General features: G+C 69.3%; 15 protein-coding genes and 1 pseudogene. 4 read left to right on the forward strand and 12 right to left on the reverse strand.

The window, feature by feature from the left end:
- Positions 1-26 precede the first annotated feature (26 nt).
- The 6 genes from alr to OHA55_RS10830 form a co-directional block, all read right to left on the reverse strand.
- The gene (gene alr / locus OHA55_RS10805; RefSeq protein ID WP_266705147.1) at positions 27-1166 is read right to left on the reverse strand and encodes an alanine racemase; all 1140 of its coding nucleotides are present in this window, start codon (positions 1164-1166) and stop codon (positions 27-29) included.
- Between the two features lie 63 nt (positions 1167-1229).
- The gene (locus tag OHA55_RS10810) at positions 1230-1640 is read right to left on the reverse strand and encodes a DUF488 domain-containing protein (protein WP_266705149.1); all 411 of its coding nucleotides are present in this window, start codon (positions 1638-1640) and stop codon (positions 1230-1232) included.
- Positions 1641-1716: 76 nt separating this feature from the next.
- Positions 1717-3168 (reverse strand): NAD(P)H-hydrate dehydratase, encoded by a 1452-nt coding sequence (locus OHA55_RS10815; protein ID WP_266705151.1) that lies wholly within the window; start codon positions 3166-3168, stop codon positions 1717-1719.
- A 100-nt stretch (positions 3169-3268) separates the two neighbouring features.
- A complete protein-coding gene (locus OHA55_RS10820) occupies positions 3269-3637 on the reverse strand; it encodes a holo-ACP synthase (RefSeq protein WP_266705153.1) in 369 nt (122 codons plus the stop codon).
- A 32-nt stretch (positions 3638-3669) separates the two neighbouring features.
- Positions 3670-5544, reverse strand: a complete 1875-nt coding sequence (gene glmS / locus OHA55_RS10825; protein WP_266705155.1) for a glutamine--fructose-6-phosphate transaminase (isomerizing) — start codon at positions 5542-5544, stop codon at positions 3670-3672.
- Positions 5545-5616: 72 nt separating this feature from the next.
- Positions 5617-5979 carry a DoxX family protein gene (locus tag OHA55_RS10830; protein WP_266705157.1) on the reverse strand — a complete coding sequence of 121 codons (363 nt, stop codon included), beginning with the start codon at positions 5977-5979 and terminating at the stop codon, positions 5617-5619.
- A gap of 125 nt (positions 5980-6104) precedes the next feature.
- On the opposite strand from OHA55_RS10830, the gene OHA55_RS10835 reads away from it, so the two are divergent.
- A complete protein-coding gene (locus OHA55_RS10835; protein WP_266705159.1) occupies positions 6105-6482 on the forward strand; it encodes a helix-turn-helix domain-containing protein in 378 nt (125 codons plus the stop codon).
- A 169-nt stretch (positions 6483-6651) separates the two neighbouring features.
- Here the strand turns inward: OHA55_RS10835 and OHA55_RS10840 are convergent, their stop codons facing one another.
- Together OHA55_RS10840 and OHA55_RS10845 are read right to left on the reverse strand one after the other, a co-directional pair.
- Entirely contained in the window at positions 6652-7401 is a 750-nt protein-coding gene (locus OHA55_RS10840; RefSeq protein ID WP_266705161.1) for a transposase, read from the reverse strand.
- Positions 7402-7553: 152 nt separating this feature from the next.
- A complete protein-coding gene (locus OHA55_RS10845; protein WP_266705163.1) occupies positions 7554-7946 on the reverse strand; it encodes a hypothetical protein in 393 nt (130 codons plus the stop codon).
- A 260-nt stretch (positions 7947-8206) separates the two neighbouring features.
- Here OHA55_RS10845 and OHA55_RS10850 point away from each other — a divergent pair.
- Positions 8207-8599: pseudogene (locus OHA55_RS10850) on the forward strand (transposase family protein); the annotation flags it as partial.
- A gap of 16 nt (positions 8600-8615) precedes the next feature.
- Here OHA55_RS10850 and OHA55_RS10855 read toward each other — a convergent pair.
- The 4 genes from OHA55_RS10855 to OHA55_RS10870 all read right to left on the reverse strand — a co-directional run bounded on the left by OHA55_RS10855 (position 8616) and on the right by OHA55_RS10870 (position 18029).
- The gene (locus OHA55_RS10855) at positions 8616-8879 is read right to left on the reverse strand and encodes a hypothetical protein (RefSeq protein ID WP_266705164.1); all 264 of its coding nucleotides are present in this window, start codon (positions 8877-8879) and stop codon (positions 8616-8618) included.
- Positions 8880-8986: 107 nt separating this feature from the next.
- Positions 8987-9804, reverse strand: a protein-coding gene (locus tag OHA55_RS10860; RefSeq protein WP_266705166.1) for an IS5 family transposase whose coding sequence is annotated in 2 segments (ribosomal slippage) — positions 8987-9462 and positions 9462-9804 — 819 coding nt in all. Because the reading frame shifts where the segments join, the coding sequence is not laid out codon by codon here.
- Positions 9805-9886: 82 nt separating this feature from the next.
- On the reverse strand, positions 9887-10414 hold the full coding sequence (locus OHA55_RS10865) for an Imm1 family immunity protein (RefSeq protein WP_323180391.1): 528 nt from the start codon (positions 10412-10414) through the stop codon (positions 9887-9889).
- Complete coding sequence (locus OHA55_RS10870) at positions 10332-18029, reverse strand: polymorphic toxin-type HINT domain-containing protein (RefSeq protein WP_266705168.1); 7698 nt, start codon at positions 18027-18029, stop codon at positions 10332-10334. Before OHA55_RS10870 ends, OHA55_RS10865 begins: the two co-directional genes overlap by 83 nt.
- A gap of 744 nt (positions 18030-18773) precedes the next feature.
- On the opposite strand from OHA55_RS10870, the gene OHA55_RS10875 reads away from it, so the two are divergent.
- Complete coding sequence (locus OHA55_RS10875; protein ID WP_266705170.1) at positions 18774-22295, forward strand: FG-GAP-like repeat-containing protein; 3522 nt, start codon at positions 18774-18776, stop codon at positions 22293-22295.
- Positions 22292-23092: a hypothetical protein gene (locus OHA55_RS10880; RefSeq protein WP_266705172.1), complete on the forward strand. Its 801-nt coding sequence runs from the start codon at positions 22292-22294 to the stop codon at positions 23090-23092. The genes OHA55_RS10875 and OHA55_RS10880 overlap by 4 nt, the downstream gene beginning before the upstream one ends.
- Positions 23093-23218: the final 126 nt, after the last annotated feature.

Raw genomic sequence — 23218 nt, forward strand, 5'->3', positions numbered from 1 at the left:
CCGTGCTTCCCGGTGGTGCCCGGCCTTTACCCGCCGACGTGTACCCGGGGGACCCGCGTACCGATCCTGGTGACGATCTCGTACGCGATGGTGTCGGCCGCCACCGCCCAGTCCTCGGCGGTCGGCTCGCCCCGGTCGCCCGGCCCGAACAGCACCGCGTCGGCGCCGGGCTCGGTCAGGTCGCCCTCCAGGTCCACGACGAACTGGTCCATCGCGACCCGTCCGGCGATCGGTCGCACCTTGCCCGCGACCAGGACCGGGCCGCGGCCCGAGGCGTGGCGCGGGATGCCGTCGGCGTACCCGAGCGGCACCAGGGCGAGCGTGGTCTCGTCCCGGGTCGTGTAGTGGTGGCCGTAGCTGATGCCGTGTCCGGCGGGGACCTGCTTGACCAGGGCGACGGAGGCGGAGAGCGTCATCACCGGGCGCAGCCCGAAGTCGGCGGGGGTGCCCAGTTCGGGGCTGGGCGAGATGCCGTACATGGCGATGCCGGTACGCACCAGGTCGAAGTGGGACTCCGGCACGGTCAGGGTGGCCGGGGAGTTGGCGATGTGCCGGACCTCGGGCTCCACGCCTGCCTTCTCGGCGTACGCCACCATCTCGCGGAAGACCGTGAGCTGGGCGTTGATCGAGGGATGGCCGGGCTCGTCGGCGCAGGCGAAGTGGGACCAGAGGCCGCTGACGCGCACCGCCCCGGTCTCCTCGGCGGTACGGGCCTCGGCGACCAGCTCGGGCCAGTCGGCGGGCTGGCAGCCGTTGCGGCCGAGGCCGGTGTCGGCCTTCAGGTGGATACGGGCCGTCCGGCCCGCCTCCGCGGCGGCGGCGACGACCTCGCGCAGCGCCCACAGGCCGCTGACGGAGACGTCGACGTCGGCCTCGATCGCCTCGCGCCAGGGGCCGCCGGGGGTCCACAGCCAGCACATGATCCGCGAGTCGAGACCCGCCGCGCGCAGGGCCAGGGCCTCCTGCGGGGTGGCGGTGCCGAGCCAGGTCGCGCCGGCTTCGAGCGCGGCGCGGGCGCAGGGCACGGCGCCGTGGCCGTAGGCGTCGGACTTCACCACGGCCATGAGTTGGGCCCCGCCCGCCCGCGCGCGCAGTTCGCGCACGTTGGCGCGGAGTGCGGCGAGGTCGATCTCGGCCCGGGCTCTCAAGGACGCTTTCTCGTTCATCGCGGCCAGTGTCTCAGGTCGGCGGCCGGGAGCCCGGCGCGCGGGGGCCCACCGCGCGGGTGCTCAGGCGCCGCCGGGGTGGTGGGTCCGCGCGTGCTCCAGGTACTCCGCGAGGACCGGCACGTGGCTGGCGTCGATGTCCTTGACGGAGGTCACCAGGGTCACCGGGGTGTCCCCCTCCAGCAGGCCCAGCAGCAGGGCGACGGCCTCGGTGTGGGCGGGGTCGTCGAGTTCGGCGCGGTAGCGGTCGACGAACTCGTCGTACCGGGCGCCGGAGCGGTCCTGGTGGTACCAGCCGCGCAGCTCGTTCGAGGGGGTGATGTCCTTCAGCCACCGGTCGACGGCGGCCCGTTCCTTGGAGACCCCGCGCGGCCAGAGCCGGTCGACCAGCACCCGGACGCCGTCCGCGCGCGGCTCGGGCGGGTCGTAGACCCTGCGGACCCGGATGCCGCTGCCGCCGTCCTCACCGCTCATGGGTACCGCCTCCCGTTCCAGGGTGGCCCGGACCGGCGGCCCGCGCACGCCCCGGGTGCTCGACGTTTCGGGTCCCTCAGCCCCGGCGTACGTCGCGCCAGGCGGCCGGGATGCCCTCGGCGATGTCCTGCGCGGAGACCGGCGCCCCGTCGGCGCCGTGCCGTCCGGCGAGTCCGTGCAGGTGGGCGCCGACCGAGGCCGCGTCGCGCGGGGCGAGGCCGGCCGCGAGGAGCGAGCCGATCAGCCCGGAGAGCACGTCCCCGCTGCCCGCCGTGGCGAGCCACGCGGTGCCGGTCGGGTTGACGCGTACGGGGGTGTCCCGGGCCTCCGCGATCAGCGTGGTGGACCCCTTGAGCAGGACGGTCGCGCGGAACCGGGCGGCCAGCTCGCGTACGGCGGCGAGCCGGCCCGCCTCGACCTCCGCGCGCTCCACCCCGAGCAGGGCGGCGGCCTCACCGGCGTGCGGGGTGAGGACGGTGGCGGCCGAGCGGGAGCGCACGGTGTCGCCGTCCATCAGCCGCAGCCCGTCCGCGTCGATCAGCACGGGTACGTCGGTGGCGAGCACGTCCTCGACTGCGGCGGTGGCCGCCCGCCCGTCGCCGAGACCGGGCCCGACCACCCAGGACTGCACCCGGCCCGCCTGCGAGGGCCGCCCCTCGTGGACCAGGGTCTCGGGGAACCGTGCGATCACCGTCTCCCCGCCCGGACCGGCGTACCGCACCGCCCCGGCGCCGCCGCGCAGCGCCCCGGCGACGGCGAGGACCGCCGCGCCCGGATAGCGCTGCGAGCCGGCGACCACGCCGACGACGCCCCGCCCGTACTTGTCGCTCTCCGCGCCCGGCAGCGGCAGCAGCGCCGCCACGTCCGCGAACTGGAGCGCCTCCAGGTCCGGGGGCTCCGGCAGCTCCGGGCCGAGGCCGATGTCGACCAGCCGTAGCCCGCCGGCCCGTTCGGCGCCGGGGTCGACGAGCAGGCCCGGCTTGTACGTACCGAAGGTGACGGTGGCGTCGGCGCGCACCGCGGCCCCGTGCACCTCGCCGCTGTCCGCCTCCACCCCGCTGGGCAGGTCCACCGCGAGGACCGGCGCGCCGTGCCCCTCGGTGACCGCCTTCACCAGGGCCGCGGCCTCCGGGCGGAGTCCGCCCCGGCCGCCGATGCCGGTGATGCCGTCCACCACGAGGTCCACGACCCCGGCCTCCTCGGGCCGGTCCAGCACCCGCCCGCCGGCCGCCCGCAGCGCGGCGAGCCCGCCCGCGTGGGCCTGGTCGGGGGCGGTGAGCAGGACGCTGACGCCCGCGCCGCGCCGGGCGAGGCGGGCGCCCGCGTAGAGGGCGTCGCCGCCGTTGGCGCCGCTGCCGACGAGGAGCAGCACCCGGGACCCGTACACCCGGCCGTTGCGCCGGAGCAGGTCCCCGCAGGCGACGGCGAGCCCGGCGGCGGCGCGCTGCATCAGGGCGCCCTCGGGCAGCCGCGCCATCAGGGCCCGCTCGGCGGCCCGTACGGTCTCCACGCTGTAAGCGGTACGCATCGGTCAGCCCTTCGCAGGTCAGGAGGAACGCGTCCAGGAAACGATCATTCGGCGGGTCGGCTCAGACGTACCCGTACGCCGGTCCGGGCACGCCCCGGTGTCAACCTTCCGCGACGACCATGGCGGACGCCACCCCCGCGTCGTGGCTGAGGGAGATGTGCCAGCTGCGGACGCCCAGTGCCTCCGCGCGGGCGGCGACCGTGCCGGTGACCCTCAGGCGGGGCTGCCCGCTCTCCTCGACCCAGACCTCGCAGTCGGTCCAGAGGAGGCCGCCGGGCGCCCCGAGCGCCTTGGCGACGGCCTCCTTGGCGGCGAACCGGGCGGCGAGCGAGGCGATGCCGCGCCGCTCGCCGCCGGGCAGCAGCAGTTCCTGCGCGAGGAAGAGCCGGTCGGCCAGCTGGGGCGTACGTTCCAGCGCGGCGTCGAACCGCGCGATCTCGGCGACATCGATCCCGACCCCGATGATCACGGGCCCACCCTCGTTCCTCTGCTGCCGCGGAGCTATTCCACGGTCACGGACTTCGCCAGGTTGCGCGGCTGGTCCACCTCGTTGCCCCGGGCCGTCGCGAGTTCGCAGGCGAAGACCTGCAACGGGACCGTGGCGACCAGGGGCTGAAGCAGCGTAGGCGTCGGGGGAATCGTAATGAGGTGGTCGGCGTACGGGGCGACGGTCTCGTCGCCCTCCTCCGCGACGACGATGGTGCGGGCGCCCCGGGCCCGGATCTCCTGGATGTTGGAGACGATCTTGTCGTGGAGGACGGACCGCCCGCGCGGGGAGGGGGCGACGACGACGACCGGCAGGTCCTCCTCGATCAGGGCGATCGGCCCGTGCTTCAACTCGCCCGCCGCGAACCCCTCGGCGTGCATGTACGCGAGCTCCTTCAGCTTCAACGCCCCTTCCAGCGCCACCGGGTGGCCGACGTGCCTGCCGAGGAAGAGCACGGTGTTCTTGTGTGCGAGCGAACGGGCCAGCTCGCGGACGGGCTCCATGGTGGCGAGGACGCGTTCGACGGCGTCGGGGACCTCGGAGAGCTGGCGGACGACCGTACGGATCTCGTCGCCGAACTTCGTGCCGCGCACCTGACCGAGGTAGAGCGCGACCAGGTAGCAGGCGACGAGCTGGGTGAGGAACGCCTTGGTGGAGGCGACCGCCACCTCGGGCCCGGCGTGCGTGTAGAGCACGGCGTCGGACTCGCGCGGGATGGTCGAGCCGTTGGTGTTGCAGATGGCGAGCACGTGCGCGCCCTGCTCGCGGGCGTGCCGGAGCGCCATGAGGGTGTCCATCGTCTCGCCGGACTGCGAGATCGCGACGACCAGGGTGTTCGGCGAGAGGATCGGGTCGCGGTAGCGGAACTCGCTGGCCAGCTCGGTCTCGCAGGGCAACCGGGTCCAGTGCTCGATGGCGTACTTCGCGATCAGCCCCGCGTGGTACGCCGTACCGCAGGCCACCACGACCACCTTGTCGATCTCCCGCAGCACGCTCGGCGGCAGCCGCACCTCGTCGAGCGTCAGCGCACCCTCGCCGTCGATCCGCCCGAGGAGGGTGTCGGCGATGGCCCGGGGCTGCTCGGCGATCTCCTTGAGCATGAAGGAGTCGTACCCGCCCTTCTCGGCGGCGGAGGCGTCCCAGTCGACGTGGTAGCCGCGCACCTCGGCGGGCGTACCGTCGAACCCGGTGACGGTGACCCGGTCCCGGCGCACCTCCACCACCTGGTCCTGGCCGAGCTCGACGGCGTCCCGGGTGTGCGCGATGAACGCGGCGACGTCCGAGGCGAGGAACGCCTCCCCGTCCCCGACCCCCACCACCAGCGGCGAGTTGCGCCGCGCGCCGACCACGGTGTCCGGCTCGTCCGCGTGGACGGCGACCAGGGTGAAGGCCCCTTCGAGGCGGCGGCAGACCCGCCGCATCGACTCGGCGAGCCCGCTGCCCGCCTCGAACTCCTCGGCCAGCAGGTGCGCCACCACCTCGGTGTCGGTGTCCGAGGTGAGGTCGTGCCCGCGCCGGGTCAACTCGGTGCGCAAGGTGGCGAAGTTCTCGATGATCCCGTTGTGCACGACGGCGACCTTGCCCGCGTTGTCCAGATGCGGATGCGCGTTGGCGTCCGTCGGCGCCCCGTGCGTCGCCCACCGCGTGTGCCCGATGCCGGTGAGACCGGCGGGCAGCGGGTGGTCCTTGAGCTCCTTCTCCAGGTTGACGAGCTTGCCCGCCTTACGGGCGCTGGCGAGCCTTCCTTGCTCCCCATCCGGCCCGTCCGCCCCGGTCGCCAGCACGGCGACCCCGGCGGAGTCGTACCCCCGGTACTCCAGCCGCTTCAGCCCCGCGACGACCACGTCCTGCGCCGACTGCGATCCGACATAACCCACGATTCCACACATGTCGGCACGATAAGGCGGGAGAGGTGGTCAGGGCGGGGGTTACGGAAGGGGTGGGCGTGGGGCCCTCTCGCTCTACCTGGCGGCAGCGAGCCCGGCCGCGACGGCGGCGAGCACGATGAGCGCGGCGTTGAGCCCGGTCTCCTTGACCTCGCCCCGGGACAGGTGCAGCCCGCCCGCGAGGAGTTGGAGCACGACGAAGCCGAGCGCGGAGACCAGCGCGAGGACGGGGGCGATCCCGGTGAGCGGCGGCAGGATCAGCCCGGCGGCGCCGAGGATCTCGACGACCCCGATCCCCCGGACCCCCCACATCGGCACGGTGTCCACCCAGCCCATCATGGGCGCGAGCTGCTCCTTGCTCTGCGCGACCTTCTTGCCCCCTGCGTAGAGGTAGAAGACGGCCAAGAGCCCTGCGACGATCCAGTACGCGATGTCCATCCTCGTCCTCCGTCATGATGGTGAGCAGAGCGGTGCGGACCCACATGATGGGCGCGGACGGAGGCGCCCACAAAAGGCACACCGGTGTGCGTGAGCGGAGCAGAGGACGGTTGCCCATGTCGCCCATGTCGAAGAACCGCGGTTCCTGCCTCATCCGCGGCGACGGCGGCCGGACGATCCGGGGCCTCCTGGACCGCATCGGCGACCGCTGGTCCCTGCTGGTCGTGGCCACCCTCGACGGCGAACGCCTCCGCTTCGGCGAGCTCCAGCAACGCGTCCCCGGCATCTCCCAGCGCATGCTCACCCGTACCCTGCGGAACCTGGAGCGGGACGGCCTGGTGCGCCGCACGTCCTACCCGGAGGTGCCGCCCCGGGTGGAGTACGAACTCACGGCCCGGGGACGGACCTTGATCGGGCCGGCGGTGGCACTGGCGGAGTGGGCCGTGGACCACGGACCGGCGGTGCAGGCCAGCCGGGAGGAGTGGGACGCGGGGCGGGCGTGAGGGGCGCCGGACCACGGACACCTCCGCACCGCCGCGACCGGCCTTTCCGGTCTTCCGCGAACCACCGCCCGGACATCGCGCATGAGACGGCCGCACGTACGCGGCAGTACAACAGGACGCGGCCCCACCGGAAACAGATCCGGTGGGGCCGCTGAGTCACTGAGCGTTTTCAGCGTTGCCTCTCCAGGGTGAGGACGGCTCTGGCGATGACGCTCATTCGGTTGGGGCTGATGCGGGATCTGCGGAAGATCTGCCAGGACTTCAGTCGTGCCATGCCTCGTTCGACGGGTGCACGGGCTGCGGACAGGGCCCGGTTCGCGGTCTGCTCGGTGGGTGTGAGTTCGCCGCTTGGCGGGCGGCGCTTGGCGGTGGTGACCCAGTCGCCGGCACCGATATAGGCCATGTCGGCCAGGATCGGGATGCCCTGGCGTTTGCAGATCCGAAGGATCTGGTGGGTGCGGGCGGCTGTCAGGTCGTGGGTTCGGCCCGGAAGTGCCGGCGACAGCCAGAGGATCTCCCCGCCGGGATCTGTGACGACCTGCACGTTTACTCCGTGCCGCTTGTGTTTCGACGAGTAGTCGGCCCTGCCGTCACCGACGCGGTCGCACTCGGCGAGCGTGCCGTCCAGGAGAACGAACTCCGGATCGTGTGCGCGCAGCGTCTTCAGCAGGCCGGGTGCCTGCTCGGCGAGCAGGCCGGTGACCGCGGTGACGTAGGCGTGGGCGGTGCCGACGGATATCCCGAAGGCCGCGGCGATACGGGCCAGCGTTTCGTGGCGGCGCAGGTACACCAGTGCGATCAGCGCCCGCCGGTGCGGTGGAAGCTTGCACCGGCGGTCACCCTCACGGGTGACGATGAGCATCGTGACCCACTCGACCAGGGCGTGAGGCAGGTCGAGTACGGCAGGATAGGGAACCAACAGGGCTCCTGTGCTGTTGAGTTGAGACGTCGAACACCTCCCTCAGCGGCACGGGAGCCCTGTCCGTTGCGCACCCCGAACCCACACCGCCCCGTCACCCGATCAGTGGCCACTCTGAAAACGCTCACTGCGACGACGGGACTGCCCGCCAGTTATCCGGGTGGGCCGGCGGAGGAGTCGTCTTCGGGGAAGTTGTTGACCCCTACGCATCCGGCCACGGCGCGCCGGCGCGGGTCGAGATAGAGGTGGTACATCCAACCCGTTTGTTCGCGATCGTCCACGAAGGCCAGAACAACGTCCCGCTCGCCCATTTCAGCAAGACTCGCCAGGCATTCGGCATCCCCGAAGGTTCGCCCGCCACGCAGGTGCACGATTCGCAACCTCGAGTAGCACATGCTCCGGATGGACGCCGCCGAATTGGAGAGAGGAGGTGCCTTGAGGTGCGCTCCTGAACGAAGCGCGTCTTTGGCGCGGACGGCAGCTTCGGAGCTGAACTCGTACGAGGTCAGCAGTTCACTCGCAGACACCTCGTTCATCTCACCCACGGGAAACCTTCGACCAGGTTTCCCCATAGTCAAAGCTGATCTCCGGGGCGCAAATTTCACCGACTATGAGATGTTCATCCTCAAAGTATCCTTCCATTTGGTAATTAGTGTCGCGTCTCTGAATCATCCTCGACAGCCCCACAGGCGGATCGATGTCAGCGGTTCTGATGCGCAGGATTACACCCCCTTCTCCGGCCGGTCGTGGCCACCCTCGACGGTGAACGCCTCAGCTTCGGCGGGCCGTCGCGATCCCGACGCGGGGCAAGAAGAAGCACCACGGGATGAACGTGCAGGTCCTCGCGGATCCAGCCGGTCGACTGATCTGGGCCTCGGACGCACTACCCGGCACCGTGCACGATCTGACCGCGGCCCGGACCCGCGGCATTCCCGCCGCCCTGGCCGCCGACGACATCAAGTGCTGGGCGGACAAGGCGTATCAGGGTGCAGGCCCTGCTGTCCGCGTCCCGTTCCGGGGCAAGAACCTGCGCGGCTGGTGCCGGCGCCACAACCGCGATCACGCCAAGATCCGCAGCCTCGGCGAACGCGCCATGGCCACCCTCACATGCCGGCGCCTCCTGCGGAAGCTCCGCTGCATCACCACTTGGATCACAGCCGTCGTCCGCGCCATCGCCGCCCTCGAACTCGCCACCTGATCAAGATGGAAAAGGCTCACTCGACAGCAAGACATTCCAACCAGCGATCCAGCCCCTCCTCCTCCATATCACTCGTCATACAGTCCCTGATCCGAAGAAACTCACGCAACACGAATCGGATCCGCATGAGCTGCTGAACGCGAACCGGAGAAATCGATTCTGCACCCATCGATCGAATCGAGGCAATTTCGGACCTCAAGTTCTCCAGGCTTTCACCCTCGCCGATCAGGTCTTGAACGAATTCCCTCCAAATCCCATCCACACCATCAGGGATCTCCACACTCGCGATCCCCTCCGACGTCATTGCGAGTTTGACAATTACCTCGCGATGAAGAGTTTCCCCCCAGGGCAACCCGCCACACCTCCGCGCAGATCTTAGAGGGTGTCTCACGTGGCGAGCTTCGCGAGTCTCTTGTAGCAGGTCAGGGCTGCGGCGAGGCCGAGGAAGGCGAGGAAGTGGCTGCCTTTTCGTTCGTACCGGACGGTGAGGCGGCGGTAGCCGAAGAGCCAGGAGATCGACCGCTCGATCTTCCAGCGGTGCCGGCCGAGCCGTTCGCCTGACTCGATTCCGGGACGGGCGATCCGTGGGGCGAGGTTCCGGCTGCGGAGCCAGCGGAGGTGTTCCGCTGAGTGGTACGCCTTGTCCGCGCGGATTTTCACCGGCTTCCTCCGGCGGGGTCCGCGCCGCGAGCGGACGGCGGGTATCCCGAGGATCAGCGGCTTGAACGCCTGACTGTCGTGCAGGTTCGCACCCGACACCGCCACGGCCAACGGCAGGCCCTGGGCCTCGGACAGCACGTGCAGCTTGCTGCCCTTCTTGCCCCGATCGACCGGATTCGACCCGGTCAGCGAGCCCCCCTTTTCGCCCGCACCGACGCGGCATCGACGATCGCGGACGACCAGTCCAACTCGCCCCTGACGCCGAGCTCGTCGAGCACCGCCCGGTGCAGCCTGCGCCACAACCCGGCCTCGGTCCACGCACTGAACCGGCGGTGCGCGGTGGCCGGCGAGACACCGAACGACTCCGGCAGATACCGCCACGCGCAGCCGCTGGTCAGCACATAGACCACGGCCGTGAACACCGCCCGCTCGTCCACCGGAGCCGTACCACCACCCTGCGGACGGGAGTTGAACCTCGGCAACAACGGAGCAGTCAGCTCCCACAGTTCGTCCGGCACCAGCCGACGCGACAGATCAGCACCCACGGTCCAGCATCATGCCGCATCAGCAACCAACCACGTGAGACATCCTCTTAGCCACCCCACAGGATTCCTCTTGCGGGCCAACCTACCAGCTCGTCAACGGTTGCCAATTAACACAAGCAGGCCGCTGTCCGCCGGAAGAGATAAACTCCCTGGCCGCTTGACGCACGAGGGAAATCGGAATTTCAGAACATGCCGGAAACTCTGTCATATGCCCTTGAATGTAGTACGCAGGATCATTCCTGCCTTCAGGTGCCCCTAGGGTCACCGAATTGCCACTGCCATCCATGAAAGAAAGAACTCCCACTTGGAGATCCCTGTCCACCCCCACCATGAGTTCATGGTCCGGGTAGCCAGACGGCAGTACTTCACGCTCAAGAGAGTGGATCTGTGCCAGGGTCTCGCGGATCGGTCCACTCTGATCCACCAGGAGCTTGTCGATCACAGGATCGATATCCTCAGGCGCATAAAGGATCTCCGGCTTGTCGCCACTCTCAACCCTGTATCGCGCCTCAGCTCTCGCCCTCACGTTAACTCCGCCTTCCATATGGTCGACCACTTCCCACCCCAGGCCAATGTACCGTGAGGGTGCGATTACCCCCAAGGAGGACATTCAGCACCTCATGGCATCCAGCCCTCACTGAGCACGGGCCGGTCGGGAAGTTGATGAACAGATCTGCGTGCCCAATTCCGTCCCGCTCCATGATGGCGGCGAATTTCTGCTCAACATCCACAGCACGCCCGGATCGACTTCGTCCCGGCAGTACTCCCGCCCCCTGTAGTGTGGAATTGACCCAGTCGACCAGGTCGCCATCGTTTCCGCGGCCGCTCACCAATTCGTATCTCTGGCCATTGTCTGCCACGGCATGACCAGTCGTTGGACCACTGCCCGGGTACTCCGGGAGACGGGCCAGCTCCTCGTCGATGTCAAGCGACGAGCCGCCGCAGTTGTGAACGAGGACCGGCGTGGCGCCTGCCACCACATAGTACGTGTGGAGGTCATTGACGGTGAGGTTGTGGACGGTCGCGTCCGGGGCCGTCCAGCGGTCAATAGCCGTGATCTGGACGTAGGTGCCGGCACTGGTCCGGAGCCATTCGCCGGACTTCAGGTCGGTTGCGTCGAGCCACTTGCCCACGGCTTCCACCCAGAAGGGATGGTTGTACGTCGCCGTGACCGAGGCTGTCTTGTCGCCCTTGTCGCCATCGGTGTCGATGGTGACCTTGACCAGGTGCTTGACGCCCTTACCCGTGATCTCGGCTGTGACGACCTCGGACGTCGTCTCACCGGTCTCGGGGTCGGTGGCGAGAACCTCGTCGCCGTTCTTCACCTTCTCGATCGGCTTCGACGAACCGTCGGCCATCACCACCAGGGTGCCCGGCACGAAGCTGTTGATCTCGCAGCTTTCACCGCTGGACCCGCCCCCGGCGTCTCCTGCCTTGCCGTTCTCCTTCTTGTTCTTCCCGGAGACCTTCTGGGCGACGCTCTTGACCTTCTCGTTGCCCTTGGCCAACGCCTTCTTGGTCTTCTGGAGCGGGTTCCCGGTCTTCTCCGCGCCCTTCTTGGCAGCTCTGATCGCTGCCTGCTTCGCCTGCTTCGCCGCCGCTTGCGCAGCTCTCTTGGCGGCTGCCTTCGCGGCGGCCTTCGCCGCTCGCGCCGCTTCACGCGCGGCCTTAGCGGCAGCGATGATCTTGCGGGCCTTCTCCTGGGCCTTGCGCCAGGCGCTGATCGCGCTCATGGTCTTGTCGACCGCGCGCCAGATCTTCTTGCCCTTACTGAAGACCGAGGACCACGGGATGGCGTCGATGATCAGCGAGCCGCAGGCCCACATGTCGCCGCGGGAGAAGCAGCTGACGACGTCGTTCCAGCCGATGAACTCCTTGAACACCGCCCAGCCGACATTCATGATGATGTCGGCCATCGAAGTGTTGAGCTGGTTGTTGGCCCATGCCTCTTCGGCTGTTTCGGCACCACCACCGCCGCCACCACCTCCGCCGCCGCCCGCGTCGAGCATCAGGCCGCTCGGGTCGGCGAAGGTGACGGGGTTGTTCTCGCAGTAGACGTACCCGTTCATCTGGACCGGGTCGTTCAGGTCGAGCACTGGGTCGGCGGAGATGAAGCGGCCGGTCTCGGGGTCGTACTCGCGTGCACCGAGGTGGACCAGGCCGGTGGAGTTGTCGTCGTCGCCGCCGATGTAGCCCTTGTGAGAGAGCCAGTTGGCGCTCTCCTTACGGGCCACTCCGAACGGGTCCGTCTTCTCGAACTTCACCGCGTTGCCCGCGTCGAGCTTGACGTTGATGTAGGCGGTGCCGTTCTGGTCGGTCACCTGCATCGACAGCTGTTCGCCGCCACTGCCCTGCTTGAGTCGCATCACCACCGGGCCGCCGGCCTGCTGGTAGTAGCGCTCCGCGTAGTTCGGCGTGCCGTCCACGTTCACCGAGACCGTGGCCTCGCCGAGGTAGAGGGTCCGGGTGCTGGCGGTGATCGCCATCAGCCTTTCGCCGGACGGGCCGTAGACGTACTTCGTCTCGTTGGCCGGGGCCCAGGACTGGGCGGCCCCGTTCGTGTCGCAGGTGCCGAGGGTGAGGTCGGTACCCGCGGCCGAGTTGGCGCCGGGGACGGCCAGGCACTTGCCGGACGCGACGTGCTTGAGCTTGTGTCCGGACTCGACCACCGTCCACTGCTGGGCCGCGGCCCCCGTGCACTTGCCGATCACGACAGCCGTGCCGTCAGCCGTCGCACCGTCCTTGGGCTCCGCGCACTGCTGAAGGACCTTCAGAGCGCCCTTGGAGGAGTCGGTGGGCGTGGCGCCCTCGATCCTCAGTTGCTGGGCGCGGGTGCCGTTGCAGCTGTAGAGCTGGAGCGCGGTCCCCGCGACTGTCGAGGACGACGACAGGTCGATGCACTTGCCGGACAGGCCCATCCAGGCGCCCGCGCCGCTTTCGCCGAAGCCGGTGACCGTCTCCAGGTTGCCGTCCCAGGTCCAGGTCAGGCCCTGCTGGTCGCCGCCGTCCGTGCGGGTCTCGGTGTTGCCCGCCTTGTCGTACGTCCGGGTGGAGGCCTCGGTGACCTTGGCCCCGGCGTCCGTCAGGTAGGTGGAGGACATCCCGGTCAGGGTGTGCGGCTGGGTGCCGTCCGCCTTGCCGTAGGTGTAGTCGGTCGTCGCGTCCTTCGCCGGGTCCAGCACCGTGGTGGTGGTGCCGACCGTGCCGAGGTAGTGATCGACCTCCTTCTTCCGGTTGCCCATCGCGTCGTACGTGTACGACTTGTGGTAACCGTCCCCGTCCGCACCGATGGTCGGCGCGCTCGGAACACCGGCCGAGGTCACCGCGCACGCGGTGTCGGAGGCCGTCCACGCCTCGGTGAGCTGACCGAGGACGTCGTAACTGAAGCACTGGCGATCGGTCTTGGAATCGACCGCGTCCTCGATCTTGGTGACGTTGCCCGCCGCGTCGTACCCGTAGGAACGGACGTTGACCCGGTGACCGAGCACCGTCGTGGTGTCGCTGGTGGACTCGCGGTCGGTGTACGACTTCGTCAGCTCACCGGTGCGCTCGTCGTACAGGTTGGTCGTCCACACCCGGTTCGGGTTCTCACCCGTGACCGCGCGCAGGACCTGGCCGTAGACGCTGTAGTCGGTGTCCGCGTTGTACCAGTCGATACCCGACGTCGAGACCGGCAGGCCCTCTTCGTTATACCGGGTGACGATCTTCTCCGGGGAGAGACCGCCCGCCGCAGGCAGCGAAGCCGACTGCAACTGCCCGGACTTGCTGTACTCGTACGTGTAGGCGTACGTCTCCTGCAGGCCGTACTGCGCGGCGATCGTCGCCGGCAGCGTCAGTTTGGTGCCGGTCGGCTGGTACTCGGCGGTGTAGCCGGTGACCGTGCTGGTGTACGGCAGTCCGTCCGTGTAGCGGGTGGCGGTGGCAGGCTGGCCGAGGCCGCCGATGACCGTGTCGTACGTGGCCGAGGTCAGCAGCTCGCCCGAGGACGAGTCCTTCCGCTGCTCGACCGTCCGGCCCAGTTCGTCGTACTTCGTCCAGACCTTGTTCTGCTTGCTGTCCGTGACCGTTTCGGGCCGGCCCAGTACGTCGTACGTGGTGCTGCTGGTGCCCGTGTCCGGGTCGGTGGCCGTGAGCTGCCGGCCGAGCGCGTCGTAGGTGTAGGACCAGACGTTCTTGGACGAGTCCTCAGCCTTGGTCTGGTCGCCGCGCGCGTCGTAGGAGTACGTCGTCGACCGGTACGCGCTGCGCGCCGCGTCCGTGAAGGTGTCGACCCGGACCGTCCGGCCCTGGGCGTCGCTCCAGCTGCGCTGGGCGGCTCCGCCGGTGGGCGGGATGACGGTGGACCAGTCGTACCCGTAGTCGTACCGGGTCGCCTTGGTGGGCACGGTGGCGCCCGCCATGTACGGCGTCTCCGACAGGACACGGCCCTGGCCGTCATACTTGTAGAGGGTCGCGTTCGGGATCTTGAAGTCGGAGTCGACCTCGTACATCACCGGCTGCGGCTCGCCCTCGGCGTAGTAACCGTTGTTGGTACGGGCGATGGTGCCGTTGGCGCTGTAGATGGTGTCGGTGATCAGGCGTCCGTCGCCGACCGCCGGCTCCTGGCGCTGGCGCTCACGGCCGAGGCCGTCGTACAGCACGATGGAGTTGTCGTAGCCACTGCCGTCGTCCTTCAGCGTGGAGCTGGTGACGCTGACCGGCTGGCCCTCTTCGGTGCTGTACTCGAACTTGACCGAGGGGTCCTCGGTGGCGGCCTGCGAGGTGCCCCACCCTGCGGTGGTGCGGCCCAGGGCGTCGTACTGGTAGAGGGTCGTGCGCCCGTTGGCGTCTACGTCCTTCAGCGTGGTGCCGCGGCCGGGCTCCAGGTAGCTGGTGGAGGTCTGGTGCTTCGCGTTCTCCTCGGTGATCGAGTAGACCTGGCCGGTGGTCGGCGTGTAGGTGGTCTTGTCGGTCTCGTTCTTCGCGTTGGTGGTCGTCAGGACACGGCCGAGGGAGTCGTAGGTGAGCGTGGCGGTCTGCTGCCAGGCGTCACCCGTCCCGTTCAGCGACCAGGTGGTGGTGGCCGAACCCGAGGTCGGGGTGGCACCGAACGCCAGGTCGTCGTAGGCGACGCGGGAACCGGCGATGCGGGCGGAGACCGGAGCGGTCGCTGCGGCGGCACAGGTACCGGCCGTCGTCAGCGTCTCCTTGTCCAGTCCGATCAGGTTCTTCGACGTGTTGTGGACGTAGCTGAGGACCGAGCACGCCTCGTCGCCGGTCTTGCCCGTGTCACCGAGGGACTCCACGGTGAGCGGCAGCCCGTAGGTGTCGTCGTACGTGGTGTTGGTGCGCAAGGACCGCCACTGGCGCGTCTCGTTCACGTCGTACGTGCCCGAGGAACGCGTGGTGGTGATGGTGTGGTCGTCCAGCACCCGGTACGCCTTGAGGGCCGGGATGCCGCCGTCGCGGGTCCTGCTCGCCAGCTCCACGACCTTCGGGTAGTCCACCGACCGGGAGGTAAGAGTGCCGTTGTACCCCGTGTAGTCGAGCTCTTCCGCCGTACGGCCCTGGAGGGCGAGGTCGTCGTCGGCGATCTTCGCGCCGTCGTTGTCGAGAACGGTCACCGAGCGCTTCGAGCCGCCGGGAAGCGGGTCGCCGTTCATGCCGCGGAAGAAGGTGACCTCGGACATGGACTTCGCGCTGCCCTCGTACGTGTCCGAGGAGTCGGCGCCGCTGACCGTACGGACCCGGCTGAAGCCGCGCCACTGGTCGTAGGTGCGGGTCTTCTTCTTCGAGAACTCGGCCTGGTTCAGCGCCCAGGCTCCCTTGGAGTCGTTGTCGTCGCCGTACTCGTACGAGGTGGTGACGGTCGCGACGCCCTGAACGGCAGGGAGCTCTTCGACGTGGTCGACGACGTACTTGTTGAACCACTCGATCGACTCGTCGGCCTTGTCCGGGTCCGGGTGCCAGTACGCCGGGTAGCAGAGACCGGTGTTGGACTCGACCGCCGGGAAGCCGGAGCCGGACTTGCAGGCGCCGGTGGGTTCGCGGTAGTCGACGAAGGTCTCGCCGCCGTACTCGCTGATGATCCGCTCGATCCGCAGCCGGTCGAACGTCGGGTTCGGGTCCTTCTCACCGCGGCGCACACGGTTCGGCATCGGCTGCGTGTTGGCCACGAAAGTGACCGGGTTCAGAGTTTCGGATTCACCGTCGGTGCCGTAGCCGGCTCGCGTGATCGAGTCGAGCCAGAGAGCGGTTCCCTCGTCGGTGCGCTCGGACGGCAGTGACTGCTGAAGGGTCCAGGAGTCGACCTTGGAGAGGGCGGTGGAGCCCTCGGTGCGCTGGGTGGAGGTGGTCACCTGGGCCAGGCGCTTGCGGGTCCAGAACGTCGGGATCGGGACGTAGCAGTCCTTGCCGGACTCGCAGAGGAGGTCGGCGGGGGTGTCGTACCAGATGTGGTTCTTCGCGAAGTCGCCCGAGGTGAAGTTCTCCTCGGAGCAGGCTATGCCGTCCTCGACGAAGCACCGCTCGTCGACCGAGAAGTCGACCCGGGCGAGCGGCGCGGCGCTGTAGAGGGTGCTGGCGCGCTGGCCGTAGTCGATGCGCTTGAGGTAGCCGCCCCGGTCGTAGGAGACCGGGGTCTTGAACTTCATGTTCTTGGCGTAGAGGGACTTCTCCTTGTCCCACCACAGGGACATGGCGCTGCCGGAGGTGTCGACGACGTAGTCGAGGTTCCAGCGCCAGCCGCGGGTGCAGAAGGACTTGGCGAAGTCGGCGTCGTAGCAGTCCTCGCCGGGCTGGTTGCCCGAGACGGGCACGGTCAGCACGGAGTTGGTGACCGGGTCGTCGGCGGCGGTGCCGTTGTCGCTCCAGCCGGGGAGCTTGTGCTTGCCGAAGTAGTAGATCGTGCCGTCGCGGGTGGTGACCTCCCAGTACTCGCCCAGGGAGTCGCCGTTGCCCAGCGAGGTGTCCTTCAGCAGCCGCACCCGCGAGCCGTCACCGTTGGCGGTGACCCACTCGTTGCCGGTCTCGTCGTCGTCCTTGACCAGCTCGGTGGTCGTACCACCCAGGGTCAGGGTCGCGTTCTCCGAGCCGTCGCAGAGGTCGCTCGTCTTGCGCTTGGTGTTGTTGCCGCCCTCGGTGTCGTCACGGCAGGACTTGTACGTCCGCGTGATCGAACCCGGGTTGTAGTCCCAGCCGTCACCGATCCACGACGCCTGGTTGTTCGTCGCCGACGTACGCCCGTCCACACCCTGCGAGCTGTACCCGAAGGACAGGCTCGGGGCCGGCCCGCCGGGGACGCTGGGCGCCTGGAGGTTGTACGTGTACGAGAACCCGCCCGAGTTACCACCGGCCGACCAGGAACCGGCGCTGGCCAGGGGCGTCGCGGAGAAATCGCCCTTCGCGCCACTGCCCGCCGAGGTCGCCATGAACACCGAAGAGCCCGAGTTGCTGGCCGCGCTCAGCGCAGCCACCCGGGTCAGCGGGGACGACCCGGAGGTCGGCTTGACGTACAGAGCGGTGGAGACCGTGCCGGTCGAGGTGGCCTCGGCCGTGGTCACCGTGGTGCCGGTGTCCGTCAGGTCCGCGACGTCGAGAGTCGCCTCGATGCGGCGCTCACCGTCGAGGACGCCGTCACCTTCGACGTCGGTGTCCTGCGGCGCGACGACGTTGGTGGTGTCCACCTCGGTCGGCTCCGCACAGCCCTCGACATCGGGCGTGGTCAGGAAGCACTCGGGGAACTTGACCAGCTGGAGCCGGTCCGCCCAGTTCGCCCCGTACAGCTCCGCGAAGTCGGTGTAGTCGATCGCCACCACCGCGTCGCCGGTCGCACCGGCCGGCGGGGTGACCGTGAAGACCAGGCCCTCGACGTCGGCCGCCGAGGACTCGGCCTGGCTCGCCAGAGCGACCTGCCAGTCACCCTCCAGCGCCGTCGTCTCCGCAGGGGTCGCCTCCGCCGGAGCACCGATCCCGATCGGCAACGTGCTGATCTGCTGCGTCTCCCCCGGCGCCAGCGCGTCCACCGTCCCGGTCGCCGGCGTCGTGATGCCGGTCCCCTCCGGAGCGGTGATCTTCTTCGGCTCGTAGTCCTCCGCCGGAGGGACCTCGGGAGTCGTGAGTTCGGCGAGACCGCCACCGTCCTCACCTGCCACCAGTTCGGCGGCGGGCAGGTCGACGAGGTCGACGCCGGCCCGGTCGTTCGGGGGCGGCGCGGCGTACGAGGCCGGGAGCATACCGATCGTCACGGCGGTCGCCGCGACGACCACCACACCGACGCGCGCCCGACGCCGACGACGGCGCTGCTCCTCGGTGCCGGGGAGATACCCCCGGCCACTCCATGAAAGCGATCCCCACACGACGGCCGCGGCCCCCCACAGTCGATCCCGACCACCGGCCGAACCATGCGGAAACACACGGCGCCGAAGGCTAATTGATTCGCCGAATATTCACTCACTCCTTCACAACTCGTCAAACACTTTTCATCGAACGTGACTTCACTCACGCATTATTTACGTTCAATTTGCACCTATTTTACCAATCGGTGATTAGACGGGAGTTCTCGCCGTTTACATAGAAGTTCATCGGAGATCACCCACCGATTCAGATCCCTTCACAAAATACGCAACTTGACGAACGAATAATCACGATGTGTCACATTCTGCCTCGATCATTGAACTGCCAGTCCACGGAGGCGTGGACCCGATGGGCGATCCATCACGCGGAGCGAGGTACTGACGTGCACCCGACGATCACTCTCACAGGGTGGGCACACCTGTGGATGTCGCGCGTCTCTTCCGGCATGCTCTTATTCCGCCCTTCTCCGTCGGGGCTGAATTCATTCCCCCTGGCTCATTTTCAGGGGAGGCGGGGGCCGACAGGAAATTTTTCGGCAGGCGTGAGCTCCGGACGCCCGGTAAACGGCTGTGCCGTTTACCGGTTGTTCTCGCGGAGCGGCGCCCGCCGTTTTTGGGGGAGGGAATTCAGCCACCGTGGAACGTCGTCGACCAAGCCGGGCCACCGTCCGGCGCACCGCGGCGGGGGTAGCGGCACTCGTCGCCGCCGGCCTCGGTTTCGCCATGCTCGGGCCCGCCCCCGATGACCCGGTGCGGCAGTCCGCCACGCCCGTGTCGCCGGCCACCGCCCCGCTCGACGAGAGCGGAGCGCAGAAACAGGCCATCCGCACCGGCAAGCGCGTCGAGGTGACCGCCCTGCGCGACGCCACCTCCACCACGTTCGCGCTGCCGAACGGCAGCTTCGAACTCACCGCGAGTGCGGCGCCCGTACGCGCGAAGGTCGACGGCGCCTGGAAGCCGCTGGACTCCACCCTGGCCCGCACGAAGAACGGCTGGGCGCCGCGCGTCGCGTCGGATCCGGTGGTGTTCTCGGACGGGAGCGGGAGCACCGGCGGCGCGGCAGGTGGGAGCACCGGCAAGGGCTCGGCCCACACCGCATCGTTCACCGTTACCCGCGGTTCCGGTTCCGGATCCAGCACCCGGGGGCTGACCGCCTCGGACTCCGACGACGACACGGGCTACCACGACCTCGTCACCCTGAACTCCGGTGGTCACCTGGTCACCATGGGGTGGCCGGGCGACCTTCCTGAGCCGGAGATAGACGGCGCCACGGCGCTCTACCGCGGAGTCCTCGACGGTGTGGACCTGCTGCTGACCGCCCGGGACAGCGGCTTCACGCATGTGCTGGTGGTACGCGACGCGGCCGCGGCTGAGGGCCTTCGCCGCGCCGGACTCTCGTACCGCCTGAGCTCGCCGGACCTCTCCTTCCACCTCGACCCGATAACGCACGCCGTCACCGCCCTGGACTCCACGGGGGCGGAGCTCGCCGTGTCGCCGACCCCCTATCTCTGGGACTCGGCCGGCCACCCCGCCGTCACCGAGGGCGCCGACCCGCAGCCGGCAGAGCCCACCGAGGAACCGGCTCCGGCCTACTCCGAGGAGCCCGGGGAGGAGTTGACGGAAGCTCCGGCCGACTCCGAGGCGCCGGACACCGACGACACGGCCGCTCCCGAGGACGACGGTGTGGCTCCCGAGGACGGCGACGCCACGCCTTCCAACTCGGCCACCCCGGAGCCCGAGGAATCCCTGGACGGCTCGGACGCCAGGAGCACCGACGGCATCGAGCAGTCGGTCTACCACTCCGGCGCGGTCACTCCGGCCTCACTGCGCGACGCGATTCCGGCCACCACCTTCGCCGAGGTACTCGGCCTGCCCGGCCTCGCGGGGCCGCAGGTCGGTGCGAAGACCGCGCTGGGCAAGGCCGCGCTCACGGGCGAGGGCAGCGGCACCGCCACGCTGGACATCGTGCCGGACGAATCGTTGCTGACCGACCCGGACACGACCTGGCCGGTCTTCATCGACCCGTCGATCACCGGCAAGACGAAGAACTGGACGACGACGTACAAGAAGTACCCGACGTCCAGCTTCTACGACGGCGCCAACTACAACACCGGCACCACCGAGGGCCGGGCGGGCTACGAGTCGACCACCGGCGGCCTGTCCCGCTCCTTCTTCCGGCTCGGCTGGACGTCCAGCATCAAGGGCGCCACCGTCACCAAGGCCGAGATCCGGCTCATGGAGACCTACGCCTGGTCGTGCACGGCCCGCGAGATGCAGGTCTGGCACACCGGCGGCATCTCCTCCAAGACCACCTGGAACAACCAGCCGGCCTGGAGCTCGCTGATCGGCGCCAAGTCCTTCGCCAACGGCTGGAGTTCCGCCTGCCCCGACGCCTACGTGGTGTACGACGGCAAGTCGGTCGCCCAGTCCTCGGCGAACAGTGGAGCCACCGAGATCACCATCGGCCTCCAGGCGACCAACGAGGACTCGGCTACCTCGTGGAAGAAGTTCAAGGCCGAGGGCGAGTCCGCCCCCAAGATCACCATCACCTACAACCGGAAGCCCGCCGAGCCCACCAAGCTCGACATCACCCCCGGTACCGGCTGCGACACCGTCAGCCCGTACCCGTCGATCGGCCTCAGCGACGTGACGCTGTCCGCCAAGTCGAGCGACCCGGACGGCGACCTGAAGTACCTCAACTTCGCGGTGTGGCAGTCCGGTAGCACCACCCGGCTCTACGACGGCAACCGCACCGTCGATTCGACCGGCGCCGCCAGCGTGACCATCGACGGCGCGGACGGCACCGCGAGCGAGTTCACCAACGGCAAGACCTACTTCTGGGCGGTCCGGGCCCTCGACGCCACCGGTTCCTCCTCCACCTACGGGCCGCCGTCGACGGCCAACTGCGGCCTCGTCTACGACTCCTCGGCACCCAACTCCCCCGACGTCACCTCCACCGACTTCCCCGAGGACGACGGCAACGCCTCCACCTGGAGCAAGGTGCCCTTCGGCACGGCCGGCAACTTCACCTTCAGCCCGGCCGGCTCGACCGACACGGTGAAGTACATGTACTCCTTCAACAGCACGGCCCTGAACAACTCGGTCACCGTCGCCGCCGGAGCCTCGGCCACCGTCGCGCTCAAGCCGCTGACGGCGGGCCCTTCGGTCCTCTACGTGAAGGCCGTCGACAGCGCGGGCAACACCTCGTCCTCACCGACCATGTACGTCCACTACGTCACCCCGCGGGACAGCAAGGATGCGGCCGGGGACGTCACGGGCGACAAGGCGGCCGACCTGTACCTGCTGGACGGCACCGGTGACCTGCGGCTCTACCCCGCGACCTTCTCCGGTGACATCCACACCTCGCTCGTCGGCGCGTACAAGCACGGCGTCAGTCTGGAGGACGACCTCGACGAGGACGGCGTCTCCGACTACGGCACCTACTGGCTGGCCAAGGACGGCAAGCCCGCGCTGATCACACACAACGGGGACTTCCTGCCCGGGGACGGCGTGCAGGACCTCGTCGCGCGGATGCCCGACGGCAAGGTCTACATCTACCGGGGCGACGGCTACGGCAGCGTCGACATCGACCGGCGCACCGAGGTCCGGTTCCCCTCGAACGCTCCCGACCCGTCGACGTTCACGCAGATCCTCGCGGCCGGGGACATCACCGGCGACGGACGGCCGGACATGCTCGCGACCGCCGGCGCCACCTTCTGGGCCTTCTCCGGCTACACCGGGGGGACCTTCCAGACGGCCACCCAACTCGCCGGCGCCTCCTGGGACGTCCGCGATCTCGTCAACATCGGGGACGTGAACAAGGACGGCGCGGCGGACCTGCTCTACCGGACCTTCGCCTCCAACCGCCTGCTTCTCCGTCTCGGCAAGCCGGACGGGGCCGGCGGCACCGTCCTGGCGTCCCTGGCCTACGCGGACGCCTCCCTCTCGGGCGTGGACGCCGAGTACGCCACGGGCTGGAGCGCGACCGCCTATCCGTTGATGACCGGAACCGCGGACGTCAGCCAGGACGGCATCCCCGACATCTGGGCGCTCGCCGCCGACGGCACGGTGAAGTTCTTCAAGGGCGGCGCCACCACGCTGGGAGCTCCGGTCACGGTGATCAGCGGCGGCTGGTCCGGCAAGAAGGCGATGGGATGACCCGCCGCATCTCCCCGTCCGGGCGGTACGCGCACACCACCACCACCGCCGCCACCGCCGCCACCGCCCGCAGGATCAGTGCCTGCGCGGTGTCGGCCGCGGCCCTCGTCCTCGTGTCGGCCTGCTCCGTCTCCGGCAGCGCGGGCGGCGGCGGCAACGGCGGTCTCCAGCGCCTGGGCGCCGCCAGCCCCGCCCCCACCGACGCCGCCGGTCTCGCCGCGAAGGCGCTGAAGACCGGCAGCGTCCCCGGCGCCACGGTCACCACCCCGACCGGCGCCCGGGCCCCCCGGGCCAAGGACGTCGCGGCGGACAAGCCGTGCGGGCCCTTGGCCCGCGCGGTCGCCGGGGCGGCCCTCGGCTCCCCGAAGGACACCGTGGTGCGCCGGGTCACCGGCGACGGCCTCACCACCACCGTCACCCTCAGCGTCTACGAGGACGAGGAGAAGGCCACCGCCGCCCTGACCGCACTCTCCGACGCGGCCGACGCCTGCGCCCACGGCTTCGCCTTCACGCTCTCCGGCGCGGAGCACCGGGTCACCGCCGCCGCCCGGGAGCTCGCGCCCCAGGGCGCCGACCAGGCGATGGGCTTCGGTATCACGCAGCGCGTCGGCGGGGCGGACAGTACGGACACGCCCGAGAAGATCGCCGTCATGCGCCGGGGCACCACCGTCGCCCACTTCACCACCACGGCCACCGAGGGGACTGCGGGGACCGGAGCCACCAAGGCGGCCGAGACCCCCGAGGACCTCGCCGTACCGCCCGCGGTCGTCGAGGCCCAATCCGTGGCCCTGGCCTGATCAACGGCCCGACCGCCGCCGGCCTCTCTCTGCGGGCCCGTACCCCACCCGGGTGCGGGCCCGCGGCCGCGTCCGGGCGAGGGCCGCCCCGCGCAACCTCCCGCCGCGCAACCCCACGCCCGCGTG

It is taken from the genome of Streptomyces sp. NBC_00102 (genome assembly GCF_026343115.1).
GTDB lineage: Bacteria > Actinomycetota > Actinomycetes > Streptomycetales > Streptomycetaceae > Streptomyces.